We start from the raw sequence: 16,477 nt of genomic DNA, 5'->3' as shown, positions 1-16,477 counted from the left end.
ACCACGCAGACAGGCAAAAGCAGCCATACATGGGAATTTTCTCGTTCGGCAAGAAAGACGAGGCGCCCCGCCGACGCGGCGCCGATGCCGGCTCCAGCCGACGGAGCAGCCAGAACACGCGCGTTGAGCGGCGCAGCCGCCGCACGGACCGGTCCGCCGACGCCGAAGCCATGCTCCTCGATCCCACCCTGCCGGAGAAGCAGCGCGCGCGCCGCCGCCTGGTCGGTGCGATCGCGCTGGTGCTGGCCGCCATCGTGATCCTGCCGATGGTGCTCGACTCCCATCCGAAGCCCGTCACCGACGACATCGCGATCGACATTCCGAGCCATCCCGCGTCCAGGGGGCCCGCGGCCTCCGCGCGCGATGACGACGACACGCAAGCCGGCGTCGCGCCCGACAATCCGCCCGCGCCGGGCGCGTCGGGTCTCGCCGCGGCGTCCGCGCCCGCAGCCGCGCCCGCTGTGAAGGCGCCGGCCACGCAGACCGCACAAAGCGCGCCGGCCAAGGCCGCGCCCGCGCCGACGCAAGCTCCGCAAGCCCAACAGCAAACCGCACAAGCCGCACAAGCCGCACAAGCCGCACAGGCCCAGCCGAAACCGGCGGCCAAGCCCGCGCAACCGGCCGCGAACGACGCGAAAACCGCCGCCAACAGCGACGAATCCGGCGCGCCCGCCGCGCCGCCTGGCGCGCGTTTCGCGGTGCAGCTCGGCGCGTTCAGCAGCGAAGCGGCCGCGAATAAATGGGTCACGAAGTTGAAAGCCGCGGGCGTACCCGCATATACCGAACAACGTAAGGATGCCGACGGCACGACGCGCACATTGCTGCGCGCCGGCCCGTTCGCCGACCGCGCGGCCGCCACGGAGGCGATCGCGAAAGTGCGCGGCGCGGGCCTGACGGCCGGTTCGAACGCGAACGCGGAATAAGCCGCCGATGTTCACGGCATTCGACTACGCTGTAATGGCGGTGATCGGTTTGTCCGCGCTGCGCGGTGCGTGGCGCGGATTCATCGGCGAAATTTTTGGCCTGATCGGCTGGATCGCGGCGTTTATCGTGGCGTGCCGCTACGTGGACCGCGTGGTGCCCTGGATTCCGGCGAACCTGCCGGGCCATGCGCTGACCCAGTGGCTGATCGCCTTCGCGCTGATCGTGATCGGCGTGGTGCTCGTGGCCGGCGTGGCGAATGCGCTGCTCGGCCGGTTGGTGCAGGTGAGCGGATTGTCCGGCGTGGACCGTTCGCTCGGGTTGTTGTTCGGCCTCGCGCGAGGCGTCGTGCTGGTGCTGATTCTCGTCGTCCTTGCCGGACTGACCGAGCTGCCCCAGCAGGACTTCTGGCGCAACGCGCTGCTGCGGCCGTATGCCGTGCAGGGCGTGCACGAACTGAAACCCATGTTGCCCGATACGCTCGCGGCCTACGTTCACGTCTGATCATCTGCTGATCGGTGTGTGACAGGGCCCGGGTTGTCAGGCGGCGCTGCTTCGCGGCGTACCGGCCGGATTCGTTCGGCCGCCGCGATCCGACTGTTCGCGAGCTGTTACCGATTTCGCTTTTTTGAAGGACCTGCCATGTGCGGCATCGTAGGCGTAGTTTCCCGCTCTCCCGTCAACCAGCTCCTCTATGACGCGCTGCTGCTCCTGCAGCATCGCGGTCAGGACGCGGCCGGCATTGCCACCGCGAACGGCAGCACGTTCCACCTGCATAAGGCCAACGGCATGGTGCGCGACGTGTTCCGCACGCGCAACATGCGTAGCCTGCCCGGCACCTGCGGCATCGGCCAGGTGCGTTACCCGACGGCCGGCTCGGCATCGAGCGAAGAAGAAGCCCAGCCGTTCTACGTGAACGCGCCGTTCGGCCTCATCCTCGCCCACAACGGCAATCTCACCAACTGGCAACAGTTGAAGGAAGAGATGTTCCGCGTGGACCGCCGCCACGTGAACACGAACTCCGACACGGAAGTGATGCTCAACGTGCTCGCGCACGAAGTGCAGCTCGCGACCACCGGTCTGCAACTCGATCCGGCCGCGCTGTTCAAGGCGGTCTCGGGCGTGCACCGCCGCGTGCGCGGCTCGTACGCGATCGTTTCGCTGATCGCGGGCTACGGCCTGCTGGCGTTCCGCGACCCGTTCGGCATCCGTCCGCTGTGCATCGGCAAGATCGAAACGCCGGAAGGCACGGAATGGATGGTGGCGTCGGAGTCGGTGGCGCTCGAAGGCATCGGTTTCGAATTCGTGCGCGACGTGGAGCCGGGCGAAGCGGTGTTCATCGACTTCGACGGCAACCTGCATTCGCAGCAGTGCGCCGAGAAGCCGAAGCTCAACCCCTGCATCTTCGAACTCGTGTACCTCGCGCGTCCTGACTCGGTGCTCGACGGCGTGCCGGTCTACAACGCGCGTCTGCGCATGGGCGACTATCTCGCGGAGAAGATCCAGCGCGAACTGCCCGACGTGAAGATCGACGTCGTGATGCCGATTCCCGATTCGTCGCGCCCCGCCGCGATGCAGGTGGCGAACAAGCTCGGCGTGGAATACCGCGAAGGCTTCTTCAAGAACCGCTACGTGGGCCGCACCTTCATCATGCCGGGCCAGGCGATGCGCAAGAAGTCGGTGCGCCAGAAGCTCAACGCGATGGGCATCGAGTTCAAGGGCAAGAATGTCCTGATCATCGACGACTCGATCGTGCGCGGCACCACCTCGCAGGAAATCGTGCAGATGGCGCGCGATGCGGGCGCGACCAAGGTGATCTTCGCCTCGGCGGCGCCGCCGGTGAAATTCCCGAACGTCTACGGCATCGACATGCCCACGCGCGGCGAACTCGTCGCGCATGGCCGCACGGACGAAGAAGTCGCGCGCATCATCGGCGCCGATTACCTCGTGTATCAGGACGTGGAAGCGCTCAAGCAGGCGGTGCGCGACATCAATCCGGCGATCGAGGAATTCGAGGCATCGTGCTTCGACGGCGAGTACATCACCGGCGACATCACGAGCACCTATCTCGACAAGATCGAAACGGCGCGCCTCGCGCCGCAGGCCCAATCCGACCGCGACGCCGCCAGCGACGCGCAGGACGGCGGCTCGCGCTCGCAGCTGCATCTGCAACTGTCGGTCGAGTGAGATGTGCGACGGGAAACGCCTGCGCGTTTCCCGTGTTAGCATGTGGGCTTGCGTCGATTTGATCTCAGCTTGCGGACGCGGGGCAACCCAAAACAGCTAAAGCGAACGGTGCAGCATTGGCCGCCGCTCATTTGCTACAGCGCCCCCGAATTCCCGAAAAGCCCGCTTCTGCCGACGCAAAGCGGGCTTTTTTGCGCCTGCGCGCGCCGCGCGCGGGCCTGAAACACGGTTCTGGCTACGGAAAACACGAACATGGACGACAACCTCAACTTCGACACGCTGGCAGTTCGCTCGGGCACGCTGCGCAGCGAGTTCAACGAACATTCGGAAGCGCTCTATCTGACGTCGAGCTTCTGTTTCGGCAGCGCCGCCGAAGCCGCCGATCGCTTCAAGAACTCGGAAACGGGCTACACCTACGCACGCTTCACGAACCCGACCGTCACCATGTTCCAGGACCGCCTGGCTGCGCTCGAAGGCGGCGAGGCGTGCATGGCCACGGCATCGGGCATGGCCGCGATCATGTCGGTGGTGATGTCCGCGTTGCAGCAGGGCGATCACATCGTCAGCTCGCAGAGCATCTTCGGCTCGACGCTCGGCATGTTCTCGCAGATCTTCAGCAAGTTCGGCATCACGACCACCTTCGTCGATCCCACCGATCTCGACGCATGGAAGAACGCCGTGCGTCCCGAAACGAAGATGTTCTTCCTCGAAACGCCGTCGAATCCGCTGACCGAAGTCGCCGACATCGCGGCCGTCAGCAAGATCGCGAAGGAAGCGGGCGCGCTGTTCGTCGTCGACAACTGCTTCTGTAGCCCGGCGCTGCAGCAGCCGCTCAAGCTCGGCGCCGACGTGGTGATGCACTCGGCCACCAAGTTCCTCGACGGCCAGGGCCGCGTGCTCGGCGGCGCGCTGGTGGGCTCGAAGCAGTTCATCATGGAGAAGGTGTTCCCGTTCGTGCGCAGCGCAGGCCCGACGCTCTCCGCGTTCAACGCGTGGGTGCTGCTCAAGGGCATGGAAACGCTGTCGCTGCGCGTGGAAAAGCAGTCGGCCAACGCGCTCGAAATCGCGCGCTGGCTGGAGGCGCATCCGTCGGTCAAGCGCGTCTACTATCCGGGTCTCGCGTCGCATCCGCAGCACGAACTGGCGATGCGCCAGCAGAAGGCGGGCGGCGCGATCGTGTCGTTCGAAGTGAAGGGCGAGACGCCCGAGGAACAGCGCGCGAACGCATGGCGCGTGATCGACAGCACCAAGGTGTGCTCGATCACCGGCAATCTCGGCGACACGCGCACGACGATCACGCACCCGGCCACCACGACGCACGGCCGCATCACGCCGGAAGCGCGCGCGGCGGCGGGCATCACCGAAGGGCTGATCCGCCTGGCCGTGGGCCTCGAAGATCCGCAGGACGTGCGCAGCGATCTCGCGCGCGGCCTCGGTCAGTGAGCGCGTCATGACCGTCATCCGCGGATTGTTCGTCTATCCCGTGAAGTCGTGCGGCGCGATCGCGCTCGATCGCGCGCAGCTCGACACGAAGGGCCTGGAGTGGGATCGCCACTGGATGGTGATCGACGCGAACGGCCGCTTCGTTTCGCAGCGCGAATACGCGGCGATGGCGCGCATCGTGCCGGCGTTCGCGCAAGACGGCGTGCGCCTCACGATGGATGGCGTGGCGGGCGATCTGCTGCTGCCGTTCGCGCCGCGCGGCGGCGAGGCGCGTGTGCAGGCCACGGTCTGGGGCGATACCTTCGAAGCGCTCGACGAAGGCGACGAAGCGGCGCACTGGTTCTCGCAGGCGCTCGGCGTGCCGGTGCGGCTCGTGCGTTTCGCGCACGACGTCACGCGTCTCGCGAGCAGGAAGTGGACGAACGACGAAGCGGTGCCCACGCAGTTCGCCGACGGCTTCCCGATTCTCGTGACGAGCGAGTCGTCGCTGGCGGACCTCAACGCGCGTCTCGCGGCGAAGGGCGCGCCTGCGGTGCCGATGAGCCGCTTTCGTCCGAATATCGTGGTCGACGGCGGCGAGGCGTTCGACGAGGACTTCATCGACACGCTGTCGATCGAAGGCGAGAGCGGGGCGGAAGAAGTCGTGCTGCGTTTCGTGAAGCCGTGCGCGCGCTGCCCGATCACGACGATCGATCAGCTCAGCGGCGAGCGCGACGCGCAGTGGCCCGCCGAGCCGCTCGACACCTTGCAGACCTTCCGCGTGGATGCGCGCGTGGACGGCGGCCTCACGTTCGGCCAGAACGCGATGGTCGTGGCGGGCGCGGGCACGCGTCTCGCGGTGGGCGCGCAGGCGCAGTGGGAATATCGCTTCGAGTGAAGCCGATGTGATTGAAGCGGTAAGCGAGGCAGTAAGCGAGGCAGTAAGCGAAGCGCGCGCCGCTCAATGCGGCAGCGCACGCCACTGTCCGGGCGCGAGCCCGAAGCGCCGCGTGAACGCGTGCGTGAAGGCGCTTTGATCGCCGAAACCGACTTCGAGCGCGATGTCGGTGAGCGTATGGCGCGGATCGGCGAGCAGCGTGACGGCTGTATCCAGACGCAGCCGTTGCAGATAGCGATGCGGCGTTTCGCCGAACGCTTCGATAAATAACTGATGAAAGCGCCGCATGCCGAAGCCGCAATGCGCAGCCAGATCGGCGATACGCAGCGGCTGCGCAAGATGCGCGCGCAGCCAGCGGTCGATGCGCGCGAAGTCGAGACCTGCGGCGGCGTCGAAGGCGTCATTGCCGGCGATGCCGGTTTGCGAGAGCATCGCGGCGCACAGGCGCGCCGAGGCGTCCCAGTGAAAGCGCCGCGCGCGCATCTCGTCGTTTTGCGGCAGCGAGGCGGGCGACGAAGCGGACGAAGCTGACGAAGCCGATGAAACCGACGTAGCCGCACCCGCAAGCACAGCGCGCTGCGCGATCTGGCGCACGAGCGCCGCGAACGCGGGATCGATGCGCACGGCGCGCGCCGCGTTGAACAGCCGCTCGGGCACCGCGAGCGAGGCCGCGGGCAAATCGAGCACGAGCTGGCGGTTTTCGCCGATGCCCGCATAGTCGTGCCGCGCGCCGGCCGGAATCAGCCACGCGGAGCACTGGTCGATGCGCTCGCCCACGCCGCCCACCGTCATCTCCATCGAACCGTCGAGACCGAGCACGATCTGGTGAAAGTCGTGCAGATCGGTTTCCTCGATGGCCCCGTACTGGCGCAGCTCGACGCCGGGCGCGGTAACGGGCGAATGATGATGCGGATTCATCGTGGCGGAGGCGTGGGCGCGCGATGCCGACGCGCTTAGACGTCGAGCAGTTCCACTTCGAACACGAGCGTGGCGTTCGGCGGAATCACGCCGCCCGCGCCGCGCACGCCGTAGCCGAGTTGCGGCGGGATCGTGAGCTTGCGCACGCCGCCGACCTTCATGCCCTGCACGCCTTCGTCCCAACCCTTGATGACCATGCCGCCGCCCAGCACGAAGGCGAACGGGTCGTTACGGTCCTTGCTCGAATCGAACTTCTGGCCGTCCGTCAGCCAGCCGGTGTAATGCACGCTGACGGTCTGGCCGGCGGTGGCTTCTGCGCCGGTGCCTTCGGTCAGGTCCTCGTACTTGAGGCCGGATGCGGTGGTCACGATAGACATGAAAGACTCCTGAATCGGAAAGGGTAAAAACGGTATTGTAGGCGGTTTGCAGGTTGCGCAGAGGGCCCAGGCAAGCGGAACGCAAACCTGCCCGCAAGCGCGGCGGTGGCGGGCATGGCGCATGCGCGCCGTCCGGCGCGCCGCTGCCTGCCTATAATGGGCCTGGCCGGACCGGCAGAACACGGCCCCCCGCAGCGGGCGAAAGAAGAGGAATCCGATGGCGTCGACTTCACACTCCCCTACCGAACGCACGGCGCGCCTGTGCGCCGAAGCCGCGCGCTTCATGCGCGATCACGTGCTGTCGCGCGTATCGCACGATTTGCGCAGCCCACTGAACGCGATCCATAGCTGGGCCTACGTGCTCGAACGCAAGATCGACAGCGCCGATGCCGCTGCGCAGCGCGCGCTGGCGGGCATCCGCACGGGTGTCGAGCAACAGGTTCATCTGCTTGAAACGCTCGTCGATACGACCCGCGCCGAAACCCGCAAGCTCGCGATCGAGCGCGCGCCGTTCGCGTTCGGCCCGCTCGTCGACGAAGCCCTGAACGACGCACGCACCGCGCTCGGCGACGCGCGCGGCGTGAGCTACACGGTGCAAGGCGTGCCCGCCGATGCGGCGGCGGGCTTCGAAGCCGACCGCGAGCGCCTCGCTCAGTCGCTCTGGCTGATGCTGGTGTTCGCGGCGGAAACCAGCGCCCAGGGCGCGCAGATCGCGCTGAACGTGAGCGCGACGGCCACGGCGGCCCAGTTCGAGGTGCAGTGGACCGCAAGCCCGCAGACGCTGACCGACGACGCGCTGCCGCACGCGCTCGAAGCATTCGCGCGCGCCCAGGCGGCCGAGCCGCAGGAGGCGGGGCGCGCCGCGTGGGTGCTCTCGCTGTGCCAGCGCGTGGCGGAGGCGCATGGCGGCCGTTTCGAGGCGCAGCCGCTCGTGGCGGGCGAGGCGGCGACGCTCACGCTCAGCGTATCGGCCAACGGCGGCTGAACCCCACACTCCCTCAACCGCAGGGTCGCCGCGCGCGGCCCGCTTCGCGTCATACGTAACGGCATCGGAGCTGCATCAAGATCGCCGGCGCGCGGGACGGCCGAATCGCCCGCCATCGCCTTACAGGCCGCTTGCACCCCTTATACTGATCGCTTCGTTTTCTGGAGCCTTATCTCTTGATGCAGGTTATCGCCCTGATCGGCGCGCTGTTCCTCGTTGCCCTCAACGGTTTCTTCGTCGCGGCCGAATTCGGTCTGGTCAAGCTGCGCGCCACGCGCGTGCAAAGTCTCGCCGAGCAATACGGCATGCGCGGGCGGCTGCTCGCCAAGGTCCACGGCCAGCTCGACGCCTATCTGTCCGCGTGCCAGCTCGGCATCACGCTCGCCTCGCTCGGCCTTGGCTGGATCGGCGAGCCCGCGTTCGCGCAGCTGCTCGAACCGGTGTTCGACATCGTCGGCATCCGCTCGCCCGAGCTGATTCACGGCATCTCGCTCGTGTTCGCGTTCACGGTCATCTCGTTCCTGCACATCGTGGTGGGCGAGCTTGCGCCGAAGTCGCTCGCGATCCGCCAGGCGGAAAAGATCTCGCTGTGGTGCGCCGCGCCGCTCTACGGCTTCTACTGGACGATGTATCCGGCGATCTGGGCGCTCAATTCGAGCGCGAACGCCGTGCTGCGGCTCGCGGGCCTGTCGTCGGAGCACGGCACCGAAGCCCATTATTCGACCGACGAACTCAAGCTGATCCTGCGCAGCCGCCGCGCCGCCGCGCAAGCGGAGGCCGACGCGCACGCGAATGGTCACGCGCAAGGCCACGCGCAAGGCCAGAGCGCTCCGGCAAGCGGTCACCCGAATGCCCACGCGCAGGCGCGATCGCCGCGCCGTTCGCAGGCGTCGCTCGCGCAGACCGCGAACAACTGGAGCGCCGACGAGTGGAACGCGCTCGCGCATTCGCTCGACTTCTCGCGCCTCACGGTCTCCGACCTCATGCGTCCCACGCACGAAATGGTGGGCCTGCGCCGCGACGTGCCGCTCAAGGACAACATGCAGATCGTGGCGCGCCATCGCTTCAGCCGCTATCCGCTGTTCGAGGATGGGACCGGCGAGGAGGTCGTCGGCCTGATTCACCTGAAGGATCTGCTGCTCGCGCGCGAAGCCGGTCACGCGCTCGACGACCTCGGCAAGTTCGTGCGTCCGGTGCAGTACGTGAAGCCCGAAACGCCCGCGCTCGCGCTGTTCCGGCGCTTTCGCAAGGGCGCGCCGCATTTCGCGCTGGTGGGCCGCAAGGGCCAGCGGCCGAACGGTTTTCTCACGCTCGATAATCTGCTCGGCGCGCTGGTCGGCCAGATTCACGACGAATTCCATCAGGCCGATACCGACTGGACCCGCATGGACGACGGCACGCTGATGGGCCGCGGCAGCCTGCCGGTGGTGTCGCTCGAACAGGCGCTCGGCATCGATATCGACGAAGGCCGCGCCGAATCGGTCGGCGGCCTCGTGATTCATGCGCTCAACGATCTGCCGACCGAAGGTCAGCGCGTGTCGTTCGACCGCTTCGATATCGTCGTGAAGAAGATGAAGGGGCCGCGCATCGTGCTCGTGCGCGTGTATCCGAAGGATCTCGAAGACGAGGGCGGTTAAGCGTCGTCGTCAAGCGTCTTCGCGCGCGAGATTCGACAACACGGCCACGGGCAGCGCGGCGAGCGCGTCGCGCAGATACAGCACGGGTTCCTGAGCGTCGCGCGCAGCCGTGTGCGACGCATCGCTGAGCCAGTCGTGGAGCGCCGTGTCCGCGCACGCTTTCGGCAGCACCACGGCGGTGTCGTCCCAGCGGTCGGGCGCGACGAGCGGCGTGTCGCCGTCGAGCAGCGCCGCCGCGTGGCGCGTGCCGATCACGATGGCCCACGCCTCGCCGTGGCGGCGCGCGAACGCAATCGCCTGTGCGGCCCGCGTGCCGCGCACTTCCAGCGGCACATAATCCCCTTCCCGCAGCAGCCCAGGCGCGCGAGCGCGTAGCGCGAGCACGCGCTGGATCGTCGCCTGCTTCACGCGCGCGTCGCGCCACTGCGCGAGCTTCGCGGCGGGCGCGTCGTCGTCGAGCGCGGCCGAACGCTGCGCGTAATCGACGGGCCGCCGGTTGTCGGGATCGACGAGACTCCAATCCCAGAACTCGGTGCCCTGATACAGATCGGGCACGCCCGGCGAGGTCAGACGCAGCACGGTCTGCAACAGCGTATTGACGGCCCCGGCGGGCGCGACGCGCGCAACGAATGCCGCGAGCGAGTGCAGAAACCCTTCGCGGCGCTGCGGCGCGAGAATGTCGAACAGAAATGCCTGGCAGTCCGACTCATAGGCTTCGTCGGGCACGAGCCAGTTAGTGCGCAGCTTCGCTTCGCGCAGCGCCTTCAACTGCCATTGCGCGACGCGTTCGGCGAGCGCGCACACACCCGCTTCGTCGCCGGGATCGAGATCGGGCGGCCAGCAGCCCACCAGCGTCTGATAAAGCATCGCCTCCGCCGTGGGGCCGGGCGACCATTGCGCGGGCGGCGCGGCGTCGTTGCGCCGCTGCGGCTGATTGAGCGTCGACCACGCGCGCAAGGTCGAGCTCCACTCCGGCGCGATCTCGCTGAGCACGGCGAGGCGCGCGCGCACGTCTTCGCCGCGCTTGTGATCGTGCGTGGCGGTCGTGAGCAGCGCGTAGGGCACGTGGCGCTGGCGCAGGTGGTTGGCCGCGTGGAAGTCGGCGGCGCTCAGCGAGAAGTCGTCGGGATCGGCGCCCACTTCGTTGCGCGAAAGCAGCCGTCCGTAGCGATACAACGCGGTGTCCTCCGTGGCCTTGGCCGCGAGCGGCGCGGTCAGTTGCGAGAACAGCGCGAGCGCGGTGCGCTGTGCGATCAGCGCATGACTGAGCGGCACAGGCGCGCTGCTTTGCGCGGTGTTTTTCTGCGGGCCTCGGGCGGCGTTCTTCGCATGTTGAGCGTGCTGGGCGTTCTGCGTGTTCTGGGCAGAGCCGCCGTTGGCGGCTTCAGGGCGCGGGCTCTTGTTGCCATTGCCGCTCGCCGCATCGGGCGCGCGCGCGCCGAGCCACGCATCGACCTGATCGAGCGCGAGGCGGCTCGCGCTCGGCAAGGCCTCGCGCGCCGCTTCCAGCGCGACGCCGAAGTAGCGGTTGTCGGTCGCGCCGCGCAAGCCGTTGACCGGATAGATGCGGTAGACGGGAAAGTGCATCGCGAGTTGCGCCGCGACGCGATGCACGGCCGCGTAAGTGAAGTCGCGCGTGCCCGGCTGTTCGCGCGCAATCCGATGCAGCGCGCGCGCCGCGTGATCGAGTTCGGCGGCCAGATACGCGGCCAGCATCTCGCGCCGCGCGTCGAGCGCCACGCGCGCGAACGGCGCGTCGTCGCCCGAGATCGCGGCCCAGGTTTCGGCGAGCGGCGCGGCGCCCGCGGGATCGTGCAGCAGCGCGCCCACGTCGTTCATGAAGTCGTAGCCGGTCGTGCCCTGCACGGGCCAGTCGTCGCGCAGCGCCTCGCCGCGCGCGAGAATCTTCTCGACGACGATATACGGCACCGTGGCGCGCAGCGAAGCGAGCCGCTGGCGCAGCCGGTCGCAATACTCGCGTGGATCGGCGAGCCCGTCGATATGGTCGATGCGCAGGCCGTCGATCACGCCATCGGCGTACAGGCGAAACACGAGCTTGTGCACGGCTTCGAACACGTCGTGCCGCTCGACGCGCACGCCCGCGAGCGCGGTCACGTCGAAGAAGCGCCGCCAGTTCACTTCGTCGGTGGCGGTGCGCCACCACGCGAGCCGAAAGTGCTGGCGCTCCAGCAGCCGATGCAGCTTGTCGCGCGGCACCGGATCGAGACTTGCATAGGATTCCAGAGCAAATTCGATCGCATCGGTGCCTTCGCGTTCGACGAAGGCGCGCAGCGCGTCGCGCGCGGCGCTCGCGCGGGTCTGATCGTCGGGCTGCGTGGTGATGCCCTGGAACGCGTTGGCGAGCGTGCTGAGATCGGCGCGGTCGGCCGATTGCAGGATCGCGGCGTAATCGGTCGGGCAGATCGGGCAGACGTGCGGGCCGTACTGCACGTAGAAGCGCGCGTCGGCGGCGTCGAATTTCAATTCGATGCGGCCCGCCGCGAGTTCGTCGCCGTATTGCGCGCCGAGGAAGGGCATCAGCACCTTGCCGCGCAGCGCGGGGTCGGGCGAGTGCCAGTCCACATCGAAATAGCGCGCGTAGGCGCTATGACGTCCCCATTCGAGGATGTCGCGCCACCAGGCGTTGTGCGCGCCGCCCACGCCCATATGGTTCGGCACCAGATCGACGATCAGGCCCATGCCGCGCGTGTGCGCCGCGTCCGCGAGACGCCGCAGCGCCGCTTCGCCGCCCAGTTCCGCGCTCACGGTCTGATAGTCGACCGTGTCGTAGCCGTGCATCGAACCGGGCTGCGCGGTCGTGATCGGCGAGAGATAGAGATGGCTCACGCCGAGCGCGGCGAAGTAGTCGAGCTGCGCGAGCGCGTCGTCGAGAGTGAAGCCGTGGTGGAGCTGCAGGCGCAGCGTCGCGCGGGGTAGTGTCATGGCGTGGGCGGACCGGAGAGCGTGGCGTCGGTGGGGGCGTCGTTGGCGCTTTCGTTGGCGATCTTGTCGGCGATTTCAGCCGATACCGGCGCCGTTTCGCGTGCGTGCGCGATCGTGCTCACGCGTTGCGCGACGGCGGCGTCGGTGTAAAGCGCATCGACGGGCAAGGGCAGGCGCTGACGCCAGTTCGGATGCTCGTCGATCGAGCCCGGCAGATTCGGCTGATCGACGAGACCGAGCAGATCTTCGAGCGGGCAGGTCACAAGCGGGCTCGCGCTCGCCGCCACGTAGCCGAGCGCGCCCGCGATCGGCAGTGCGTCGAGCGGTGCATCGGACGGCGGCGTGGCGGCGTCGCGCGGCGTGAAGCCCGTGTCTTGCAGCGCGCGCCAGAGCGCGTCGCGGTCGGCGGCGCGTTGTGCGTGTTCGAGCGCGACGGGATCGCGTCCGTCCGCGCGCGGCAAGGTCTGGCCGATGCGGTTGCGCCAGTCGATATCGGCGCCGCGCCACCAGCCCGCCACGGTCGGCAGATCGTGCGTGGTAGTGGTCGCCACGCCGTGCGGATCGTAGCGCGCGGGCGCGAGAAAGCCGCCGCCCTCGCGCTCGAACCACAGCACGCGAATGCCGTAGAGCGCGTGCGACGCGAGCCGTTCGCGCAGCCCCGGCGGCACGGTGCCGAGATCCTCGCCGATCACGATCGCCCGATGCCGCCACGATTCGAGCGCGATCAGACGCACGAGGTCGTCGAACGGATAACGCAGATACGCGCCGTGTTTCGCGCTTTCGCCTTCGGGCACGAGCCACAGGCGGCGCAAGCCGAGAATGTGGTCGATGCGCACGCCGCCCGCGTGGGCGAACGCGGCGCGCAGCATGTCGATGAAGGCGCGAAAGCCGGTGTTGTGCATCGCGCGCGGCGAGAACGTCGTGAGGCCCCAGCTTTGTCCGGCCTGATTGAAGATGTCGGGCGGCGCGCCCACCGATACGCGTTGCAGCATGTCCTGCGGCAGCGACCACGCATGCGAGCCCGCGCCGTCGCAACCCACCGCGAGATCGGCGACGAGGCCGATCGACATGCCCGCTTCGCGCGCCTCGCGTTGCGCGCGCGAAAGCCCTTCGGCGGCGAGCCATTGCAGGAAGCAATGAAAGTCCACTTCGCGGCGATGCTCGGTCGCGAAGGTCGCGACGGCCGGGCTGCGCGGATCGCGCAGCGCCTCGGGCCAGTCGCGCCAGTGGCGCAGGCCTTCGGGGCCGCTGAGCATCGCGGCCTGAAGCGCCTCGAAGCGCGCGTGATCGTCGAGCGCCTGGCCGCCGCGCGCGCAGAACGCGTCGAAGGCGGCGGCGCGCGGCGAGCCGCTGCTGCGTTCGTCGGCGTCGAAGCGGTCGAACAGCACGCGCAGGATCTTGAGCTTGAGCGGCTGCGCGCCTAGCCAGTCGATCTGCGGCAGCGCTTCGAGTTCGCGCCAGGCGTCCTGCGCTTGCGCGGCGACGATGGCGTCGTGGGCGGCCTGCGCGCCGAACACGGCCGCCGGATCGATATGCGCGACGTTGAGCCAGAGCCGCGACGACGGCGCATACGGGCTGAAATGCCCCGCCTGGGCGCTGAACATTGCGTGCGTGGGACTGACCGCGACCGCCTGCGCGCCGCGTTGCGCGCTCTGCGTCGCGAGCGTGGCCAGCGCGCTATAGTCGCCGATGCCGCCGTCGCCATTACGTCGGAGTCCGTACAATTGGGCGGCGACGCCCCAGAGCGGCGGCACGCGCGAATCCGCGCCGCGATGCGCGCGCCACGCGTCGCCGACGCGCCAGCAATGCGGCGGCGCGACCGCAATCGTCAGACGATGATCGTTGACCGTGAGCGTGTGATAGCCGGGCTCGGAGAGCGGCGCGAGCAGCGCGGGCTCGCCCTTCGGCATCGTGAAGCGGCCTTCGATATGCGCGCCGTTTTCCAGATCGATGCGATAGTGGCTGCCCGAGCGCACCGCCGACGGCGGCAATTCGATCGCGCTTTCGTATTCGGCGGTGATGAGCGGCGGCAGACGCCGCGTCGATTGTTCGGCGTTCAGTTGCGAGGCGCTGTGGCGCAGCTGCGTGGCGTTCGCGCAGGGCAGGCCCGCGCATTCGAGCAGCGCGGCGAGCGTGCTGTCGGGCACGCGCTGCATGACGCCGTGCGCGTCGGACCATTCGACCTCGAAGCCCGCACGGCGCGCGAGCGCTTCGAGCGTTTCGCTGCGGCGCGCGGTGCTCATGCCTGCGGCTCCTCGCGGCGGACTGCGCGCGCGTCGTGATGCAGCGCGTACTCGGGCACGTCGCCGGTCAGCCAGGCGAGGCAGGCGTTCTCGGGCAGCACGCCGTTATCGGCGAGATCGCGCGCGCGCGGCGGCGTTTCGAACACGACCATGCCCTCGGGCGCACGATCGAGACGCACGCATTCCTGGCCGAGATTCAGCGCGATCGTGTAGATCTCGCCGTCGTCGAGACGCCAGCGTGCGATCAGCGCCTCGCGGCCCGTCGTGGCGCCGTCGCCGCGTTCGTCGGCGAGCACGGTCGCGCCGAGCGCGCGCGCATGGCGCAGGCGCGGCATCAGCAGACGCGCGCGCACCGCGAGCGCCGACTTGTAGAAGTGCATCCAGTCGAGCCGGTCGCCTTCGAGCGGCGCATCGGCGGGCGGCGAGGAGTTTTCAAACGTGCGCGCGTCGTTCGGATCGGGAATCTGCTCGCGCCGCGCTTCGTCGGTGAAGGCGCTGAAGGCCTTGAATTCGCGGCGGCGGCCTTCGCGGACCGCATCGGCGAGATCGCCTTCGAACGCCGTGAAAAACTGGAACGGCTGCGTCGAGCCGTATTCCTCCTCCATGAACAGCAGCGGAATCTGCGGCGACAGCAGCAGCAAGGCCGTGGCCGCGCGCAGCGCGTCGTCGGTGCCGGCGAGCGTGCGCAGACGGTCGCCGAATGCGCGGTTGCCGATCTGATCGTGGTTCTGCAGGAACATCACGAACGAGGTGGGCGACAGATGCGCGCTCGGTTCGCCGCGTGGCTGGCCGTCGTGTACCGGCGACGGGTCGCCCTGATACGCGAAGCCTTCGCCGAGCACGCGCGCGAGCTGCGCGATGGGATGATCGGCGAACGCGCGGTAATAGCCTTCCGATTCGCCGGTCAGCATCACGTGCAGCGTGTGATGCGCGTCGTCGTTCCATTGCGCGGTGAAATGCGTCTCCAGCAGATTCGCTTCGTTGTGCTCGTTTTCGAGCACGAGATGGACGTGACGGCCCGGCTCCACGCGCGCGCGCACGTGGTCGGCGAGTTCGCGCAGCCAGTCGGGATTCTCGATCGCGTGCACGGCGTCCAGACGCAGTCCGTCGAAGCGATATTCGTTGAGCCAGTAGAGCGCGTTGTCGCTGTAGAAGTCGCGCACTTCGGGGCGCTCGAAGTCGAGCGCGTCGCCCCACGGCGTGCGTTTTCCGGCCTTGAAAAAGGGCTTCGCGTAGTGGCCGAGCCAGTTGCCGTCCGGGCCGAAGTGGTTGTAGACCACGTCGAGCAGCACTTGCAGGCCGTGGCCGTGCGCGGCGTCGATCAGCGCCTTGAGTTCGTCGGGCGTGCCGTAGGCCGCGTGCGGCGCGTAGGGCAGCACGACGTCGTAGCCCCAGCCGCGTTCGCCGGGGAAATCGTTCAGCGGCATCAGTTCGATCGCGGTGACGCCGAGTTCCGCGAGCGCGGGCAGGCGGTTCATCACGCCCGCGTAGCCGCCGAGCGCGCCCACGTGCAGTTCGTAGAGCACGGTTTCTTCCCACGGGCGGCCTTGCCAGTACGCGTGCCGCCAGGCGAACGCGCGCGCGTCGACGATTTCGCTCGGGCCGTGCACGCCTTGCGGCTGAAAACGCGAAGCGGGGTCGGGCACGAGTTGTTGTCCATCGATGCGATAACGATAGAGCGTGCCGGGCGCGCACGGCGCCTGCGCCTCGAACCAGCCGTTATGCGAGGGCGTCATGTCGAGCGGCGCGCTGGCCGCGCTGCCGTCGGCGTTTTCGAACACGATCTGCACCGAGCCGCACGACGGCGCCCAGAAGCGAAACCGCGTATGCGGATTGCCGGGCGCGGCGCCGGTCAACTGCGCGCCGAACGGCAGGCAGTGCGAGTAGTGGCGGATGAGCGAATCCTGCGAAAGCGGGGACATGGCCGATTCCTGTAGCAGATTCCT

The 16,477-nt window shown here is 68.3% G+C and carries 12 protein-coding genes; 7 read left to right on the top strand and 5 right to left on the bottom strand.

Annotation, left to right across the window (positions count from 1 at the left end):
* The first annotated feature begins 29 nt into the window (after positions 1-29).
* The 5 genes from U4Y88_RS35280 (at position 30) to U4Y88_RS35260 (ending at position 5,428) form a co-directional block, all read left to right on the top strand.
* Complete coding sequence (locus U4Y88_RS35280; RefSeq protein WP_321789498.1) at positions 30-923, top strand: SPOR domain-containing protein; 894 nt, start codon at positions 30-32, stop codon at positions 921-923.
* A gap of 7 nt (positions 924-930) precedes the next feature.
* Positions 931-1,425, top strand: coding sequence for a CvpA family protein (locus U4Y88_RS35275; protein ID WP_224012329.1), 495 nt, complete (start codon positions 931-933; stop codon positions 1,423-1,425).
* Positions 1,426-1,563: 138 nt separating this feature from the next.
* Complete coding sequence (gene purF / locus U4Y88_RS35270) at positions 1,564-3,108, top strand: amidophosphoribosyltransferase (RefSeq protein ID WP_224012328.1); 1,545 nt, start codon at positions 1,564-1,566, stop codon at positions 3,106-3,108.
* Between the two features lie 252 nt (positions 3,109-3,360).
* Entirely contained in the window at positions 3,361-4,551 is a 1,191-nt protein-coding gene (locus tag U4Y88_RS35265) for an O-succinylhomoserine sulfhydrylase (protein ID WP_321789496.1), read from the top strand.
* Between the two features lie 7 nt (positions 4,552-4,558).
* Positions 4,559-5,428, top strand: a complete 870-nt coding sequence (locus U4Y88_RS35260; RefSeq protein WP_321789495.1) for an MOSC domain-containing protein — start codon at positions 4,559-4,561, stop codon at positions 5,426-5,428.
* 63 nt (positions 5,429-5,491) lie between these two features.
* Here the strand turns inward: U4Y88_RS35260 and U4Y88_RS35255 are convergent, their stop codons facing one another.
* Both U4Y88_RS35255 and U4Y88_RS35250 read right to left on the bottom strand, forming a co-directional pair.
* Positions 5,492-6,346, bottom strand: coding sequence for an AraC family transcriptional regulator (locus U4Y88_RS35255; RefSeq protein WP_321789493.1), 855 nt, complete (start codon positions 6,344-6,346; stop codon positions 5,492-5,494).
* 35 nt (positions 6,347-6,381) lie between these two features.
* Positions 6,382-6,723, bottom strand: a complete 342-nt coding sequence (locus U4Y88_RS35250) for an FKBP-type peptidyl-prolyl cis-trans isomerase (protein ID WP_065059993.1) — start codon at positions 6,721-6,723, stop codon at positions 6,382-6,384.
* 217 nt (positions 6,724-6,940) lie between these two features.
* Here U4Y88_RS35250 and U4Y88_RS35245 point away from each other — a divergent pair, with 217 nt between their 5' ends.
* Both U4Y88_RS35245 and U4Y88_RS35240 read left to right on the top strand, forming a co-directional pair.
* Entirely contained in the window at positions 6,941-7,708 is a 768-nt protein-coding gene (locus tag U4Y88_RS35245; protein ID WP_321789490.1) for a HAMP domain-containing sensor histidine kinase, read from the top strand.
* 176 nt (positions 7,709-7,884) lie between these two features.
* On the top strand, positions 7,885-9,345 hold the full coding sequence (locus tag U4Y88_RS35240) for a hemolysin family protein (protein ID WP_321789488.1): 1,461 nt from the start codon (positions 7,885-7,887) through the stop codon (positions 9,343-9,345).
* A gap of 9 nt (positions 9,346-9,354) precedes the next feature.
* On the opposite strand, the gene treY is transcribed toward U4Y88_RS35240, so the two are convergent.
* Genes treY through treZ form a run of 3 tightly spaced genes read right to left on the bottom strand, consistent with a single transcriptional unit; the run spans position 9,355 to position 16,453 of the window.
* On the bottom strand, positions 9,355-12,288 hold the full coding sequence (treY, locus tag U4Y88_RS35235; RefSeq protein WP_321789486.1) for a malto-oligosyltrehalose synthase: 2,934 nt from the start codon (positions 12,286-12,288) through the stop codon (positions 9,355-9,357).
* Positions 12,285-14,531 (bottom strand): 4-alpha-glucanotransferase, encoded by a 2,247-nt coding sequence (gene malQ / locus U4Y88_RS35230; protein WP_224012321.1) that lies wholly within the window; start codon positions 14,529-14,531, stop codon positions 12,285-12,287. Before malQ ends, treY begins: the two co-directional genes overlap by 4 nt.
* Entirely contained in the window at positions 14,528-16,453 is a 1,926-nt protein-coding gene (gene treZ, locus U4Y88_RS35225) for a malto-oligosyltrehalose trehalohydrolase (RefSeq protein ID WP_321789484.1), read from the bottom strand. The genes malQ and treZ overlap by 4 nt, the downstream gene beginning before the upstream one ends.
* Positions 16,454-16,477 lie beyond the last annotated feature (24 nt).

This window comes from Paraburkholderia sp. J94 (assembly GCF_905220285.1).
Taxonomy (GTDB): Bacteria; Pseudomonadota; Gammaproteobacteria; order Burkholderiales; family Burkholderiaceae; genus Paraburkholderia; species Paraburkholderia tropica_A.
The sequence above is the reverse complement of the archived record's forward strand: the minus strand, read 5'-3'. Positions and strand labels throughout refer to the sequence as shown.